The 15,968-nt window shown below is 69.2% G+C and carries 14 protein-coding genes and 3 tRNA genes; 4 read left to right on the forward strand and 13 right to left on the reverse strand.

Going from position 1 to position 15,968, the window contains the following annotated elements:
- Positions 1-5: 5 nt before the first annotated feature.
- The 3 genes from HYQ63_RS13965 to HYQ63_RS13975 form a co-directional block, all read right to left on the reverse strand.
- On the reverse strand, positions 6-494 hold the full coding sequence (locus tag HYQ63_RS13965) for a PhzA/PhzB family protein (protein ID WP_179934121.1): 489 nt from the start codon (positions 492-494) through the stop codon (positions 6-8).
- Positions 495-674: 180 nt separating this feature from the next.
- The gene (locus tag HYQ63_RS13970) at positions 675-1,580 is read right to left on the reverse strand and encodes a ParB N-terminal domain-containing protein (RefSeq protein WP_179934122.1); all 906 of its coding nucleotides are present in this window, start codon (positions 1,578-1,580) and stop codon (positions 675-677) included.
- A gap of 484 nt (positions 1,581-2,064) precedes the next feature.
- Positions 2,065-2,697 carry a 50S ribosomal protein L11 methyltransferase gene (locus HYQ63_RS13975; protein WP_257231833.1) on the reverse strand — a complete coding sequence of 211 codons (633 nt, stop codon included), beginning with the start codon at positions 2,695-2,697 and terminating at the stop codon, positions 2,065-2,067.
- 321 nt (positions 2,698-3,018) lie between these two features.
- Between HYQ63_RS13975 and HYQ63_RS13980 the strand changes: the two genes are divergently transcribed.
- Positions 3,019-4,959 carry a helix-turn-helix domain-containing protein gene (locus HYQ63_RS13980; RefSeq protein WP_257231834.1) on the forward strand — a complete coding sequence of 647 codons (1,941 nt, stop codon included), beginning with the start codon at positions 3,019-3,021 and terminating at the stop codon, positions 4,957-4,959.
- A gap of 4 nt (positions 4,960-4,963) precedes the next feature.
- On the opposite strand, the gene HYQ63_RS13985 is transcribed toward HYQ63_RS13980, so the two are convergent.
- Positions 4,964-6,199 carry a transposase gene (locus HYQ63_RS13985; protein WP_179934124.1) on the reverse strand — a complete coding sequence of 412 codons (1,236 nt, stop codon included), beginning with the start codon at positions 6,197-6,199 and terminating at the stop codon, positions 4,964-4,966.
- A gap of 667 nt (positions 6,200-6,866) precedes the next feature.
- Here HYQ63_RS13985 and HYQ63_RS46010 point away from each other — a divergent pair.
- Complete coding sequence (locus HYQ63_RS46010; RefSeq protein WP_373689080.1) at positions 6,867-7,052, forward strand: transposase; 186 nt, start codon at positions 6,867-6,869, stop codon at positions 7,050-7,052.
- Between the two features lie 493 nt (positions 7,053-7,545).
- On the opposite strand, the gene HYQ63_RS13995 is transcribed toward HYQ63_RS46010, so the two are convergent.
- The 8 genes from HYQ63_RS13995 to HYQ63_RS14030 all read right to left on the reverse strand — a co-directional run bounded on the left by HYQ63_RS13995 (position 7,546) and on the right by HYQ63_RS14030 (position 12,491).
- On the reverse strand, positions 7,546-8,379 hold the full coding sequence (locus tag HYQ63_RS13995; protein ID WP_179934126.1) for a PIG-L family deacetylase: 834 nt from the start codon (positions 8,377-8,379) through the stop codon (positions 7,546-7,548).
- A 645-nt stretch (positions 8,380-9,024) separates the two neighbouring features.
- Complete coding sequence (locus HYQ63_RS14000; protein WP_179940075.1) at positions 9,025-9,495, reverse strand: DIP1984 family protein; 471 nt, start codon at positions 9,493-9,495, stop codon at positions 9,025-9,027.
- A gap of 1,077 nt (positions 9,496-10,572) precedes the next feature.
- On the reverse strand, positions 10,573-10,860 hold the full coding sequence (locus tag HYQ63_RS14005) for a hypothetical protein (protein ID WP_179934127.1): 288 nt from the start codon (positions 10,858-10,860) through the stop codon (positions 10,573-10,575).
- 122 nt (positions 10,861-10,982) lie between these two features.
- Complete coding sequence (locus HYQ63_RS14010; protein WP_179934128.1) at positions 10,983-11,129, reverse strand: hypothetical protein; 147 nt, start codon at positions 11,127-11,129, stop codon at positions 10,983-10,985.
- Positions 11,130-11,140: 11 nt separating this feature from the next.
- The gene (locus tag HYQ63_RS14015) at positions 11,141-11,440 is read right to left on the reverse strand and encodes a hypothetical protein (protein ID WP_179934129.1); all 300 of its coding nucleotides are present in this window, start codon (positions 11,438-11,440) and stop codon (positions 11,141-11,143) included.
- Positions 11,441-12,083: 643 nt separating this feature from the next.
- Positions 12,084-12,160, reverse strand: a tRNA-Ile gene (locus HYQ63_RS14020).
- Between the two features lie 180 nt (positions 12,161-12,340).
- Positions 12,341-12,413, reverse strand: a tRNA-Asn gene (locus HYQ63_RS14025).
- A gap of 5 nt (positions 12,414-12,418) precedes the next feature.
- Positions 12,419-12,491, reverse strand: a tRNA-Asn gene (locus HYQ63_RS14030).
- A gap of 204 nt (positions 12,492-12,695) precedes the next feature.
- Here HYQ63_RS14030 and HYQ63_RS14035 point away from each other — a divergent pair.
- Entirely contained in the window at positions 12,696-12,968 is a 273-nt protein-coding gene (locus HYQ63_RS14035) for a hypothetical protein (RefSeq protein WP_009718110.1), read from the forward strand.
- A 25-nt stretch (positions 12,969-12,993) separates the two neighbouring features.
- A complete protein-coding gene (locus tag HYQ63_RS14040; protein ID WP_179934130.1) occupies positions 12,994-14,445 on the forward strand; it encodes an FGGY family carbohydrate kinase in 1,452 nt (483 codons plus the stop codon).
- A gap of 54 nt (positions 14,446-14,499) precedes the next feature.
- Here HYQ63_RS14040 and HYQ63_RS14045 read toward each other — a convergent pair whose 3' ends face one another.
- Positions 14,500-15,807, reverse strand: coding sequence for an RNA polymerase sigma factor (locus HYQ63_RS14045; protein ID WP_179934131.1), 1,308 nt, complete (start codon positions 15,805-15,807; stop codon positions 14,500-14,502).
- Positions 15,808-15,968: the final 161 nt, after the last annotated feature.

The following is a 15,968-nucleotide window of genomic DNA, read 5'->3' on the forward strand; positions in this document are numbered from 1 at the left end:
CGGGGTCAGGTGGGTATTCCCTCACGCCGCACCGCGGGCACGGGAATTCCGAGGGCACGCAGCTGCTCATTCGGGTTCATGAACTCACGCTGCCGCTTGATCTTTCCGTTCTCGAACTCGAAGGAATGGAGGAAGTGGTTCTTGTAGTACCCCTCGGGATAGCCGGGGAAAATGATTTTCCCCTCGCCGTCACACTCCACCCAGAAGAAGTCGGGGTCCTGCGTCTCGAAGATCTGGACGTTCTTCCACTCCCAGTCCGGGAAGCACTTAAGGGACCAGACAGCGTGCTCGCCGAGCCGGTCACGGCCCTGCGTCATGATCGGCTGACCTGTGTCGTTCGTCCACAGACCACCGCTGCCGTCCTCGGCGAACATCAGGTGCCGCTTGAGCCGGTCCTCACCCTTGGTACTCATGTACCGTTCGACGATCGCCCGGTTGCGGCGGCGCACCTCGACCACTTCGGAGAATTGCGAGAAGTCTACGAATTCAGGCATGACCAGGTTCCCCTTCGACGTGAATCGCAACTAGTGAATAACCTAGCAAGGAATCAGCGACACGGGAACAAGAGTTCGCATCGCAAAGCGCATCAAGAATGACGAACAAATTCGGGCACGACTAAAAACCCGTCCGGAAAGGGGGCGGGTTTTTAGTCGTGCTATTTCCGCGGGGTGCGGTCAGGCTGCCGCGTTCTTCGCGGGCCGGGCGAGCGCGTCGGCCAGAGCATTCCACTCGGCGGCGCGGCGTGCGGCCAGGGTGCGTACGAGGGGGACCCGGTGTTCGGGGAGGGCCGCGACGATCCGCTGCCACTGGTCGGGCGTCAGCTCGGTTGTGAACAGGGCCCGCAGAAGCAGCCGACCGGGTTCGGTAGCCGTCAGCGAGGGGTCCTGGGCCAACTTCCGCAGGGCGGGGCGGCCCGGTACGCGCGGCGGGGTGTCAGGCCGACGGGAGGCGGGCCGGACGACCTGACGCTGCCGTTCGGGGACAGGGTCCTGGCCACGGCGGAGCCGGTCCCGTACGTCCCGGGCAGTTGCCGTGGACAGGCCGGATCTACGGGCCAGCTCGCGCAGGGAGGTCTCGGGGGCGGCGGTCAGCAGCGCGGCGGCGATCCGACGGCCCTCGGCGTTGTTGAGCGGGCGCACGGTGCCGTCACGACCGACCCGGGTGTGCGAGTGCGGAATTTCCGCACTCGCACTGCCACGCAGCTTGCCGACCGTCTTGCCGCTCAGCCCGGTACGTTCGGCGATGGCACGGTCGGACCAGTGCGGATGGAAGCCGAGGATGCGGATGGCCGCCTGCCGGCGCTCGGCACGGGTCAGCGGCAAGCCGTGACTGACATTCAGCTGCACGGACAGGACGTAGGCGTCAGCCTCGTCGCCGTCGAAGAATCGGACCGCGATCTCGCGGTGTCCGCGCAACCGGGTGGCCGCCAGCCGGTGTGTGCCGTCGATGACGCGCATGGTGGGTCGGTGCACCACGATCGGTTCGAAATCCTGCCCCGACTCGGCGAGTTTGCGGACATGGCTCTCGTCAAGTCGTCGGGCGCGCGGCGAGTCGGACGGGAGGAGTGTCACAACGGGCACGGATCGGACGGGTGCTGCGACAGCGGGTACGGCGGGTTTTCGGTCCGTCGGGTCGATGGCGACATGCACGAACGTGCTCCCCCTTGGCTGATGTCACTCCGCACGATGCGGCAAGTCATGATCGTGCGTTACACAACAAAGCACGGCCAAACAGGAATCCAATACTCCGTCACATGAGCAGAAGTACGTCAAATCCAGCTGTGACCTGGGATATCAGTCAGGAAACACCTGGTCGAGCGCGATGTGCAGGAGGTCCTCACGCAGCGCCGGGAACAACTCGGCGAACGGACCCGGACCGAGCAGGACCCGGTGCTCGGTGCTGTCGTACCGCAGTGTTCGGCGTCACGGCACAGACCGGTGATGCCGCCGCCGGGCGCGGCTCCGGCGGACTCGGCGGTCAGCAACCGGAGGATGAGTTCACCGCTCGTGGTCATGCTCTCTCCTGGTGTGCGGGCGGTTGTAGCACCGACAGGATCGCCGCCAGTCAGGCCGCGACCGTGATCTCGAGGAGGATGTGCTCGAGGATCTCGGTACGCTCGAGGAAGCTGTACCGGCACAGCACGGTCAGCTCTCGGCCGCAGTCGGCGGCCAGTTCGTAGAGCCGGTCGAGGTCGCCGCGGTCGCTGAACTGAAGCAGCGCTCGCCCGCCCTCGGCCAGCAGCAGGGGTGCCTCGGCCAGATAGCGACGGTGCGCCCGGTATCCGGGATCGACGTACGCCGCCTCGTGCTCCGTCATGTACCGGTACTCGGGCGGCGCCAGCACGAAGTTGGAGTGCCAGTAGACCGTGTCGAAGCGCTCGCCGGGGTCCAGTGCGGAGAACACGTCGCTCTCCAGGGCCCGTACGCGATCGGCGACCATGTGCCGTTCGGCATTCATCCGCGTGTTCTCCACGGCGGACGAGCTGATGTCGGTGGCGACAACCCGCCGGCAGCCGGCCAGTGCGGCGGACACCGCGATCACGCCGGTGCCGGACCCCACCTCCAGGAAGGACCCTTGACGCCGGAACCTTTCCTCGCCGTCCCCGACGAGGCCGAGGATCTTCAGCGCCACTTCGGTAGTCGCCGAGAACGGCGGCGCGAACACGCCGTCGAGCAGATCCCATTCCCGGCCGGCCAACGCAAAGGTCTTCGGCCTGTCCTCACGAGTCAGAGCGTGTCTACTACGCTCCAACGACCTCAGGTAACTCTTCAACTCCAGCATTCCCACCCCTTGCGGACACGGGGATGCCTGCACCCAGCTCCCCCCGCGGCCATCGTTTCCGAACGGCCTACCTCTCGGTAGGTGCTCCGGGAACACCACACAGCCGTCTCACAGGGGACCGGACCACACTGTGGACCGCACTTCGGCCACCCGGGCGACCGGATTCCGCTTGCCCAGTGCAAATGCGCCTCCCTAGGCTCGTGAGGCTTGTTCCGGTCTCTTGTGTGGGGGGCACAGTTGACAACTGAGGACGCGCCGACGGATTCCCCGGCACTGACCGTCCTGGAGCTCCTCGCCCAGGAGGCGCCGCCCGCACGGCTGGAGGAACTCCAGCGCATCGCACGGCGGCGGGGCATGTCGCCCGAGCAACTGGCCGAGCTGGAGCAGGCGGTCCGGCTGGCCCGGGGCGTCAACGCGTCGGCCGAACAGCGGCGCCGGCGCGAGGCCGGGCTCGCGGCCCTCATCGACGCCACGCGGGACATGGCCTTGCGCGACGGCCTGGACGAGCTGCTGGACACCATCACCTGCCACGCCCGCCGACTGCTCAACTTCGACATGGCGTACGTCAGTCTGCGGCTGCCCGACCGCGGTTCGTACGTGCGCAACTCGGACGGCGAGACCACCGCGAACAGTGTCGGTCTGGAGATTGACAGTGGCTTCGGCCTCGGCGAGTGGGCGCAGACGAAGCAAGCACCGTTCTGGACCTCCGACTACCTCGCCGACGACCGCTTCCCGCACTCGCGGAAGATCGACGAGGTGGTCAGTGCGGAAGGGCTGCACGCAGTCCTCGCCGTACCGATGAGCCAGGGCAGCACGGTGCTCGGGGCACTGTACGGGGCTCACCGGGAAGTCCGGCACTTCACCCCCGACGACGTCAGCCTGCTGCGTTCGCTCGCCGTGCTCTCGGCATTCGCCATCGAGGAGATCCGGCGGATGGGCCGCATCCAGGCCCGAGCGGCCGACGCGGAAGCGGCCGGAGCCCGTCTCGCCGAGCGCCTGGGCCGAATGGAGCGGCTGGCGGAACTCCAGGCCCGGCTGACCGGGCTGGTGCTGGGAGGCGGTGCCCTGCGCGATGTCGTCGAGCTTGCCGGCGCCGAACTGGACGGCGTCCTGGTGCTGCGGAGTGCCGACGGGCGCACCCTGGCGGCCACCGGCGATCTGCCCGTGCTGGACCCGGACCGCACGGTCAAGGCCATCGCCGACTCCCATGCCACCGGCGCCCCGGTCGCCGTGACGGACACGGTGTGGGCCACCCACGTCACCACGGGCGTCGCGGCCCCGGGCGTCCTGCTGCTACAGCGCGAGTCCCCGCTCACCAGCGAGGACGGGCGGCTGCTGTATGCCGCGGGCCAGACGGCCGCGCTGGTGCAGTTGTTCGGGCACAGCGCCGGTGCGGCCGCTGGCCCGGCTCGCGACGAGTGCCTGGACGCCCTCCTCACCACCTCGCATCCGCCACGCGGCATGACCGAGCGGGTGCGCCGGCTCGGTCTCGACCCCGACGGGCGACACGTCGTGCTCGCCGTACGGCCGGAAGGGGCCAAACAGGGCGAGGCCGCCGTATGGGCCTCGTCGTATTCCTACCGGCACTACGGGCTGAAGACCGTCCGCGGCGACTGCCTGGTCCTGCTGCTGCCCGGGAACGACGCCTCGTCGGCAGCGCGGACCGTCGGCGACGAGCTCTCCCGCTTCCTCGGGCATCCGGTCACCGTCGGCGCAGCAGGCCCGGCCGCCGGGCTCGCCCCGGTCGCCGAGGTGTACCAGGAGGCCCGCCGCTGCCTGGACGCGCTCGTGTCACTGGGTGGCACGGGCGGTACGGCCGCGGCGCGCGATCTGGGCTTTCTCGGCCTGCTGCTGTCCGACGACCATGATGTCGAGGCATTCATCGCATCCACGGTGGGCGCGGTGGTCGACTACGACCGCAAGCGTTCCACCCATCTCGTGGCCACGTTGGAGGCGTACTTCACCTCGGGCAGCAGCCCGATGCGAGCCGCCGGACACCTGCATGTGCACCCCAATACCGTCTCACGTCGTCTGGAACGCATTACCGAACTGCTGGGCCCGGACTGGCAGAAGCCCGCGAACGCCCTGGAGCTCCAGCTGGCGCTGCGCCTGCTGCGGGCCCGGGACGCGATCCGCCGGCACTCTGACAACACCGGCGAAGGAGCAGGAACGCGGTAGGCGCTCACGCCGAGTCAGCCAGGTGAGGCGCGCTGCCACTGCCCGCGAGGGCCACGACCGCGTGGGCGGCGGAGGCCAGGGTGATGTGGCGGTGCCAGCCGCTGAAGGAGCGCCCTTCGAAGTCCTTGAGTCCGACATGTTCACCGACCTGTTCCAGATCGCGGCGGGCCCGCCCGGCCAGCTTGGTCATCCGCAGCAGCGTGCCGACCGGCACAGAGGCCATGTTGGTGATCCACATCGCCGTGGGCACATGGCTGCCGCTCTCCCACTCTCCCAGCAGCATGAGCTCTCCCTCCCTGGTGCCGTCCCGGCCCGGCCGTCCGGATCTGGCCGCGCCTCCCACCCGGACTGCGACGGCGACCGAGTCGCAGCGGGTGCGGGAGGGACTCGCGGGGTCGGTCCACTCGACCCGGCGGCCGAGCCCGCGCACCGCCGCGAGGATCTGCTGAGCGCCTAGCGGTCCGGCGCCATAGCCGGGCAGGGCAGGGTCGCGCACCGTGACCGGGGAAGCGCCACTGGCCCGGACGATGACGGGCACTCCGGCCTGGGTGAAACGTCCGACGGTGGCGGCGATCCGGGTGACGTGCGTGTTGAGCACCACCGGCCGCACCGGAACCTGCCAGGACGTCAGCGCCATCAGGACGGCAGCGGAGGCGCACTCCTCCGCCGACTCCTCGCCGACGGCCTCCGGGATATCGGCTCGACGCCGCCGGTTGTCGTCCTGCACCCAGGTCTCCGGAAGATGCAGCCGCCAGTGCACAGGCACGCTGAACATCTCGTTGGCGTACCACACCCCGAAGGCGTGCTGGCCACGGAACGCGTGCCCGAGGCAGGGGTCGAACACGCGGTCCACTCCGACGGACTGGTGGCCGGCCTTGAGGATCGGCATGGACCGCACCACCCATGCCTGTGGGGCGATGGCCTGTTCCAGGTGGGCGGCGAGTGCCTCACGCACCGGCATCCAGTCCCAGGTAGAGCTGGAGATGAAGTGGTGCAGGCTCTGTTCGGCGGCCGGTCCACCGACATGGGCGGCGACGTTGCGGATGGACTTGCGGCCACGGGCCCTGAGCAGGCCACGCAAGTACTGCTCGCCCTTCTCCCTCTGGTCCCGTCGGACGAACGAGGTGAACAGCACGTCGGCCAGCTCACGGGTCAGCGCTTCGCGCGCGTCCAGCAGACCACCGGCGGCAGGCCGCGGACGTCTTCGCCCCAGATCCGCGTCCATTCCTGTCACGCTCATGGGCATTCCCCCTCTTGATGTGCTGTGGCGGTGGTCGGTCCGCCCCTGCCGATCGTCGCCGCCGAGGGGCCGGGAGCACGAGGTGCCAGGGCCCCAGAATGACTACTCCAGACGGTCGCCCGGCCACACCCCCGGGCGGGGGCGCTGTGGCGTCAGCGATCGCCAGATCCGCCGTGACAGCCGCTGTCCTGTCGTGGCGGAGGGGCCCTGGTGTTCTGCGAGGTGGCGCAGGTGCGCGGCCGTCACCCCGACGTATGCGCAGGCCAGAAGGATTCTGCCCGCGTAGCGCGTGGTGGGGCGGGTGGGACTCGAACCTCAACCGGTGACCCATCTCACCTGCGGTTTTGCCGGAGAACCGGACATCTCCATCCCATTCGATCCTGCTGAGTCCTCCTCGATCCCGCTCGGTCCGGCGCGGTGAGGCATGTGCCTCACGCCTTCGGGGGCGCGCACGGACAAGACCGGGAGAGGCGAGCGGACTCACCCGCGGTCGGCCCGGCCAGTGCGTGGGCCAGGTACGACTACTCGCAGCGCCGTGAGCACTGCTTCCCCAGCGTGGCGAGGACTGCGGCCCAGCGGGTGGTCGAGGACCGGCTCTGGGATCTGATCGAGCCGCTGCTGCCACCGCGACCGGGGCCAAAAGGGCCAGGCGGGCGTCCGCGAGTCGATGAGCGGGCCGCGTGAGAAGGCAGTGTTCGTGCTGCACACCCCTTGTCGCTGGCGCGACCTGCCACCTCAACTCGGCTACGGCTCTGGGCACACAGCCTGGCGACGGCTGCGGGCCTGGCATGCCGCCGGGGTTGGGACCGCCTGCCCCGCCTCGTACTCAACGAGCTCTCCGAGGCCGAGCTGATCGACTGGTCCCGCGGCTGCATCGACAGCGTCTCGGTGCGCGCGAAAAGGGGGGCGAGCTGATCGGGCGCAACCTCACCGATCGAGGCAAGGCCGGCACGAAGTATCACCTGCTCGCCGACGCAACCGGCCTCGTGCTGCACACGCTGCTTTCGCCGGCGAACACTCATGACAGCGTGCTGTTCGAACCGTTGCTGGAGACCAACCTCGGCTATAGGGTCTCGCGGTTGGTGTCGGAGACCGCCCTCGTGACCTGGGCTGTCGCGCACCTTCCGAGTCAGGAGCTCGCAGGTCTCCCACCTGTGCGGTTGACAGGTGGTTTGGGGACGAGCGCGGTCTCGGGTCGGCAGTGTGGGCACGCGGCGAGCCGTCGGCGAGGGCCTGGACGCGGGCTGCCTGAGCGGAACTCGCGTGGACAAGCCTCCTGGTGTGTGACCCGCTCGATCGCGCGGCGCGGCCGATGAGCTTTCCCGGGCCCCGGTCGGCAGGGCGGATCAGCGCAGCCCGGCGAAGAGATCGTTCTCGGGTACGGCGGCGCCGGTGGCGTCCTTGACACGTACGTAGGTCTCCATGCCCATCAACTCGCCGAACCTCTCCTTGCCCATCTTGAGGAAGAAGATGTTCTCGCCCTGACTGGCGTGCGCGGCCAGCGCATCGAACTTCTGACCGCTGAATGCGGTGGTGTCCACCCACGTGGTGATCTCATCGTCGGGGAGGCCGATCTCGGCCATCGCGGCGGCCTCGGCAGGATCCGGCTCCGGCATGTCCTCATGAAACTCGCGCATGATCTCGCCGAACCGCTGCATCATCGAGTGGGGCATCGTGGTCCAGTACACCTTCGGTGTCAGCGTGGTCATCTCCAGCGCCGCCATCGTGATGCGGTGGGCCTGGATGTGGTCGGGGTGGCCGTAGAAGCCGTTCTCGTCGTAGGTGACGACCACATCGGGTCGGTAGTGCCGCATGAGTTCCGCGAGTCGGGCCGCGCCTTCCTCCACGGGGGTCTGCCAGAAGGATCCGGGGGCGTCGTTGCTCGGCCAGCCCGTCATCCCGGAGTCGGCATAGTCCAGCATCTCCAGATCGCTGACCTTCAGGACGTCACAGCTCGCCTTGAGTTCTTGACGGCGCATGAAGGCGACGGCCGCCGGATCGTGCCCGGGATCGCCCGGCTTGACACCCCCCGGTCCGTCACCGCAACCGCCGTCGGTACACGTCACGAGAACCGTCCGGATGCCCTCCGCCGCGTAACGCGCGAGGACCCCTCCGGTCCCGGTGGCCTCGTCGTCGGGGTGGGCGTGCACTGCCATGAGCGTCAAGGGCCGGTCAGCCATGAAACAGTCCTCCTGCAGAAATACGACTTGATCCAAGCGCGCGGCGGGCGTACCGCGATCCTGGGGCCCGGATCCTGGTGGGGCGGACGACCTTGTGGTCTCCGTGTTCCCCGCCCGTGCGGCGCCGGTCCCTCAGCCGATGCAACCGTGCCGCCGGGACGGCTGTTCCCGGCGCGGCCGTTTGGCCTTCCAGGCGTCGACGTTTCAACGCGAACGAGGTACAGGCGCGACCTGCTGTCCTGTCGCACTGCGTCTGGCGGGGCTGCTGACCTGCGCGGTTGTCAGACCGGCCCCGGTGGCCGGCGTTCTCAAACGACCTGGCTTTCGCGGAAGTCTCGTTCGCGATAGATGCAGGAGCGCCGCCAAGATCGCCATACAGTGTCCGTCAGCGATCGTCGTTCTCCAAGATGCTGCGATGTGGAAAGCCCCGAACCCGCCCTCGCCGCCTCGGATCTGCACGTGGTGATGTGCTGTGCGATGTGCACCTTTACCTGTACGCGGTACTGAGCTGCACTGTTGATGGGGAGTCGAACCCCCGCGTTGCTCTTCACGCGCCAGGAGTGGGCTGGAAAACCGCCAGCCCTCGGTGTGTGCACGCCTCCGAAGCTGCTACCTGCTCCACATCGCCCCAGCTTGCTGGACCACTCAGTCCAGCAGATCGACCTCCCAGTTCGTACGCTGGATTCGCACGTCGACCTCTCGGATCTCCCGGGCGAGTACATCCGCCTGACCGCGCAGTTCCGCGACCGGAAGCGCGGAAAGCATCATCAGCTCGGACCGAAGCTGCCGGCCGTATCCCCGCTCGCCCTTACCCGCCGCTGCGTCCGCCGCTGCGGTGACCACGGAGTGACGCAACCGCAGGACATCCCGGCGTGCGAGGGCATCGGTGAGCGTGCCTTCCGGGCCCATCTCCACGGTGGCATTGGTCCGGTTGATCCGCCGGATCAACGTTTCCAGAGCGTCCAGCACCTCACCGGCCTCAGCCAACAGCTGAGCTGCATCCTCGGCGGGTGTCTCCCCTTCCTGGTACCGCGCACTGCTGACAACGCGCGCTCGCAGCTGCTCTACACGGCGGGTCGCCTCCGCACGTTCTGCCAGTGCCTCAGCAAGCTTCACTGTCTCCACCTCCCCCTCCATGAGCTCGCACGAGTATACGAGTGCGAACCAGCTCATACGCACCTGGATTTTGATCCGCCGGAGCCCTGGCCAGCCACTGGAGTGAAAGCAGACAGCCGCTCAGAGCTGCGGCGCAGGGTTCGCGCCGTCGAAGCGCTTCGGGCGAAGACTCGCGAGATGGCCGCTACCCGGAGGGCGTGGAGCGCGAGGCGAAGCCTGTTACCGCTGCTCGTGCCAAGGAGGTCATCGAGACCCTGCGGTCCCGTGCTGAACGGCCCCGCATGCGTCGAAACCGAGCTGCCCGACCGCGGGGCTTCCCCTCCACCCTCAGCGCCCGCTCAGGCACCGGTCGGCACGTCGGACGGCCCGGCCGATGCCCTCTGAGAACGATCTCGGGCCCGGTCTGTTCCCGCTCACTGCGGTGAACCGGTCCGGGGCCGTCACCATTGACGAACAGCTCGCCCTGGTCGGAGAGCCGACACCCGTGCGCATTCCAACAGTGGAATGGGCTGGCTGGCTGGCCAAGGACTCGGTCCGGGCCCGCTACTGGGCCAAGATCCACCGCACCTCTTCGCGAACAGCTGCTGGTTCTTCTTCGGCGGGATCTCCAGTACGGGGCCACGCCAGCTTCCGAGCAGCCTCCCGCCCCGGGAGGAGGCGCCGGGGCACAGTGCCCGGCCACCTGTACGGCTACCAGCTCGCGCACGGCGTGATCCCCCGTCTGGGACGGGACAACGACAGCCCCACCGTCTGCCACACCTGCGACAACCACTCCTGCCAGCAACCGAGGCACCTCCGGCTGGGTACATCAGCAGAGAACCGCCATCGGTGCACGTAGGACCACGGCGAGGTGAGCGAGGCGAACCCGCGTGCAGCGGAGTGCCTTACCGGCGAAATGGGCTCAGCCTTCTTCATCCGAAGGGCGAGCCGAACAGCCTTTACTTAGCCGTAACCAGCGCACCAAAGGGTCTGTCGCCCTACCAGAAGTGCGGGCCGTTCTCCTTGATCGTGGCGTAGCACCCGAGACCGGCGTAACGCTTGTGGTAGTCGACAGTCGTTGGAGGGCTCATGGTCCCATCAGGCAGTCGCCCGGTCGATCTCGTCCAGGGTGATACCGATGCCGACTGTGGCGGGGTGCTGTGCGCTGGCGCCGCGCAGCTTGAGCTCATCGCCGATGACCTTGATTTTGAACTGGACAGTGCAGGAGCGGGTGCCGGGGGCTCCGTTGGACATCCGTATAGGGATCTTCAGGGACCGGGAGCCTTTCCGGGTGAGGTCCTGGTAGAGGGTGCGGACTTCTCCCGTGCGCTTCATGACGTGGTCGACCACGACTAGTTCGAGGCCGTGCTCGGCTGCGAACGACATGGCGTATTGGTGCAGGTAGCGGAGGGTTGCTGTGCGCCTGTGTCGGCAAGTTCTTGAAGGATCATGCTTGGTGCCTCTGCTTGGGGCGGCCCCGACTGGTGTGTCGGGGCCGCAGTATTGGGTCAGTGCGTCGTTGGGTCCGAGTGCGTGGTGTGCGCCAGCCGTTCGGCCCGGGTTTCGCGGGCGAGGTTGAGAAGCCCTTGCGGGTCCTCGCCCTCGTTGATGGCGCAGACCAGCAGCCCGGCCAGCTCGTGGGTGCGGCCGGGCACGGGCGGCCGGGTCAGGAGGTCGTGGCGGTGGGGAAGGGGTTGTACCGATGGTCGGGATGGCAGGCGGCGTACAGGCCGCCGGGGAGGCGTTCGGTGATGACGCCCCATCCGGCCCAGCGCATGACGGCGAGGTAGCCGAGGTCTCCGCCCGCAAAGCCGGTGCGGGCCTTGGCGCCGGGGTCGGGAGCGATGAACACCCAGCCGGGCAGGTCTCCGGTGTCGTCGGACACGACCTGGAAGCCGGGGCGAACCGACATCAAGGTGGTCCAGGAGAAACTGGGGCACTCCTCGCGCGAGATCACGTCCGACACCTACACCAGCGTGCTACCCGAGATGATGCGGGCCGAGGCCGAGTCGGTCATGGCCGTCGTCCCCCGCGACGTCCCCTTCCAGGTACGCACCCCGCTGGAGATCCCCGAGACAGCCTGGCGGAACGACATCGCCCTCTACTTCGCCCACGGCGCACGGCAGTCAGGTGACAACTGGGCCGTTGGCGCGCAGAGCCGACCCGACTCTGATCTCCTCGGCATGATCGCCCTAGCCAGCCGTGGCCAGGACGACGCCGCCAACGCGGCCGTGAAGTGGATACGCGATCACTGCGCCGCGAACGACTTGGAGCTTGTCCGGGTGGAGAACTTCAACCACCGGTACCCGGAGGAGCAGCGAGCGGACTTCTCGCTCACGCGCTTCACGACACCCGCTCCGAATCCCCGGGCCTGGACAACTGGGCATTGCCGAAGGGCCTGCCGCCAACCAGGGGAAGGCGCGCTCACCGGGCCTCGAACAGGCGCCAGGGGCGGCGTGAGAGCCCCCATGTCCCCTGATCCGGTCTCCTGTCCCCTGTGTGTCCACTGGATCATGCTCTGAACGGATGAACGGGGATCACCACGCTGGAGTGGCGATCCCCGTTCTCACGTTTTCGCAGGTAGAAACGGTTCTCTGAGGAAACCGTGGTGGTGGGGCGGGAGGGACTCGAACCCTCGACCGACGGATTATGAGTCCGCTGCTCTAACCGGCTGAGCTACCGCCCCGTAACGGCGCGTCGTGCACATCTGTGCGCGCCGTCTGCCGCAGCATAGCCGCTCATACGATCTGTTGCTTCGGCGGGCCGATGTTGGGCGCCCGCATGCCGTGGATCAAGGGTGAAGAGGCCCGTGATCAGGGGTTGAGGGCATGAAAAAGGACCCCGTCAGGGGTCCTCTCCCGTGCTGCTCCCCCGACTGGACTCGAACCAGTAACCCTCCGGTTAACAGCCGAATGCTCTGCCAATTGAGCTACAGGGGACCGAGCTCCCCCGACTGGACTCGAACCAGTAACCTGCCGGTTAACAGCCGGCTGCTCTGCCAATTGAGCTACAGGGGATTGCTCCGTGTGCCTCGACCGCGCCCCCGTCCGGGGTTCCCGGAGGGCGTGCGTTCGCTGCGACACATACATTAGCGCAAGCAGGGGGGTGCTCCGCCAATCGGTATGGCCGCGGGTGATCGGAGGGTGATCTGTGGCGCGTGCGGGTAGACGTGCGGCACGACTCCGGGGTCCGACGCGAAGGACAACCAGAAGGGCAGGTCGATGCGCTACCGGCTGACGTTCATGACCGGTTTGGCTGTGGGTTACGTGTTCGGCACGCGGGCCGGCCGCGAGCGGTATGAGCAGCTGCGTGCGTGCGCGCAGCGGCTCGCGCAGAACCCGGCCGTCCGCAACACCGCCGAGTCGGCCGCGCTGGGCGGCCGGGAGGCCGCCACGAAGGCGCTCGGCAAGGTGCGGCCGCTGCGGGACAAGATCGCGCAGCGGGAGTCGCGTTCCGCGGCGGAGGAGGACGACTGGGGCACCAGCAACACCTAGCCGCCGCGGTGGCATGATCTGGTCCATGGGGATAGTCGCCGGGTTGGACAGTTCGTCCGAGAGCACACGGATCGTCGTCTGCGATACGGATACGGGTGCCGTACTCAAGCAGGGGTACGCGCCGCACCCGGCGCCGTCCTCCGGTGGATCGCCCAATGACGTGGACCCGCAGGCGTGGCTGCTCTCCCTCGGGGAGGCCGCCGAGGGCGGGCTGCTGGAGGGGGTGCAGGCCATCGGCGTGTCGGCGCAGCAGCACGGGCTGCTGGCGCTGGACGGCAACGGGGCGCTGGTGCGCCCCGCGCAGATGGGCAACGACCGGCGGGTGCAGTCTGCGGCCGCCGATCTGATCGAGACGCTGGGCGGGCGTGCGGCGTGGGCCCAGGCCGTGGGCGCGGTGCCGACCGCCGCCCAGTCGGTGGCGAAGCTGCGCTGGATGGCGCGGTCGGAGCCGGATGCGGCGCGCCGGGTGGCCGAGGTGCTCCAGCCGCACGACTGGCTGGTGTGGCAGCTGCTCGGGCGGCCGCTGCGGCGTACGACGGACCGCGGTACGGCCTCCGGCACCGGCTACTGGTCGGCGGCGACCGGCGCCTGGCGGCCGGATCTGGTCGAGCTGGCGCTCGGGCACCAGGTGCGGCTGCCGGAGGTCATCGGACCGGCCCAGGCCGCGGGGCAGACGCCGGAGGGGCTGCTGATATCGGCCGGTACGGGCGAGACCATGGCCGCGGCCTTCGGTCTCGGCGTGGGGGTCGGCGACGCGGTGATCTCGCTGGGGGCCTCGGGTTCGGTCTTCTCCATCCACCACGAGGCGCTGGCCGACCACACCGGCACGATCCTGTCGTACGCCGACGCCACCGGGATGCATCTGCCCGTCGTGCACACGCTGAACGCGGTGCGGGCGCTGCGCGGTACGGCGGAGCTGCTGGGCACGGACCTGGAGGGGCTGTCGGCGCTCGCGCTGAAGTCCACCCCCGGGTCGTACGGGATGGTGATGCTGCCGTACCTGGAGGGCGAGCGGACCCCGTACCTGCCGCACACCGCCGGGACGCTGACCGGGCTGCGGCGCGAGTCGATGAAGCCGGAGCATCTGGCGCGGGCCGCGTTCGAGGGCATGCTGTGCGGGCTCGGCGACGCGCTCGACATCCTGCGCGGGCGCGGGGTCGGGGTGCGGCGGGTGTTCCTGCTGGGCCCGGCGGCCGATCTCCAGGCGGTACGGGCGATCGCGCCCGCGCTGCTGGGCGCGCAGATCGTGGTGCCGCAGCCGGCCGACTACGCCGCGCTGGGCGCCGCCCGGCAGGCCGCGTGGGCGCTGGGCGCCGCGCAGGGGACGCTGTCCCCGCACGAGCCGCCGCGCTGGCCCGCGGCCGCCAGCCAGGTGTTCGAGCCGGGCGACGACCTGGCGGTGGGGCAGGCGGTGCGGCAGCAGTACGTGGCGGTACGGGAGCAGACGCACCCGGGGGCGTTCGAGGCGCAGCCGTAGCGCGGCCCAAGCCGTTGCGGGCGTAGCGGGGCCGCCGTAGCGGGCGTAGCGGGGCTAGTCGAGGTAGCCGCGGAGTTGGTCGGCGAAGGCGTGGTCGCGGAGCTTGTTGAGGGTCTTGGACTCGATCTGGCGGATGCGTTCCCGGGTCACGCCGAAGATCCGGCCGATCTCCTCCAGCGTGCGGGGGCGGCCGTCGGCCAGTCCGTACCGGAGCTGCACGACCTTGCGCTCGCGCTCGCCGAGCGTCGACAGCACGGCCTCCAGGTGCTCGCGGAGCAGCAGGAACGCCGCGGACTCGACCGGTGAGGCGGCGTCGCCGTCCTCGATGAGGTCGCCGAGCGCCACGTCGTCCTCCTCCCCGACCGGCGCGTGCAGCGACACCGGTTCCTGGGCGAGGCGCAGCACCTCGCTGACCCGCTCCGGGGTGAGGTCGAGGTGGATCGCGACCTCCTCGGGGGTGGGTTCGTAGCCGCGCTCCTGGAGCATCCGGCGCTGGACGCGGACGACCCGGTTGATCAGTTCGACGACGTGGACCGGCACCCGGATGGTGCGCGCCTGGTCGGCGAGGGCGCGGGACATGGCCTGGCGGATCCACCAGGTCGCGTACGTCGAGAACTTGTACCCGCGGGCGTAGTCGAACTTCTCGACCGCTCGGATCAGGCCGAGATTGCCCTCCTGGACGAGGTCCAGCATCGTCAGGCCGCGGCCCACGTAGCGCTTGGCGACGGAGACGACGAGGCGCAGGTTGGCCTCGATCAGCCGGCGCTTGGCCATCCGGCCCAGGACGACCAACCGGTCGAGGTCGAGGGCGAGTTGGCTGTCGAGGTCGGGGGCGGAGGCGAGCTTCTCCTCGGCGAACAGCCCCGCCTCGACCCGGCGGGCCAGCTCGACCTCCTCGGCGGCGGAGAGGAGCGGAATCCGGCCGATTTCGCGCAGATATTGGCGGAAGAGGTCGGAGGAGGGGCCGGTGGTCTCGGGGCGTGCGGGGCGCTCGGCGGGGCCGCTGTCGGCCTCGGCGTCGGGTTCGGTGTCTGCTTCGGTGTCTGCGCTCTCGGGGTCCGGGTCGGTGGGCCCGGTGTCGGCCTGCCGGGTGTCGGCGGCGTCCGGGGGCTCCGGCGGCTCGGGGGGCTCCGGCGGTTCCGGGGCGTCCGGGGGCTCAGGGGCACGGGCCGCGTCGGGCAGCGGGGGCGGTTCCGGTGGCTCCATGGCCGACGGTGCCAGGGGGTTCGGCGGCGCCACGGGGGCCGCGTCGGTGAGGGTCTGGGTCTGCACGGGGGCGACCTCCAGGGTGATCGCTGCTGAGGCGGCAGAACGATCGGGTACGGATGCGCCGGCCACGCCGCCGTCCGTCCCGTACATCATGAGCGGATCTGCGGGGGATCCCGGCCTACCCGGCCAACACCGCCGCGCTCCGAGGACTCAGGCACCGCAACCAGTGTGGAGTACGACACACGCCCGCCACGAGGGGCGTGCGGGCACTTTTTACACAGCGGCCGGTGACCGCCCGGTTACGCGACGTCCGC

Origin of the sequence: Streptomyces sp. Rer75, assembly GCF_013414305.1 — a bacterium.
GTDB classification, from domain to species: Bacteria; Actinomycetota; Actinomycetes; order Streptomycetales; family Streptomycetaceae; genus Streptomyces; species Streptomyces himastatinicus.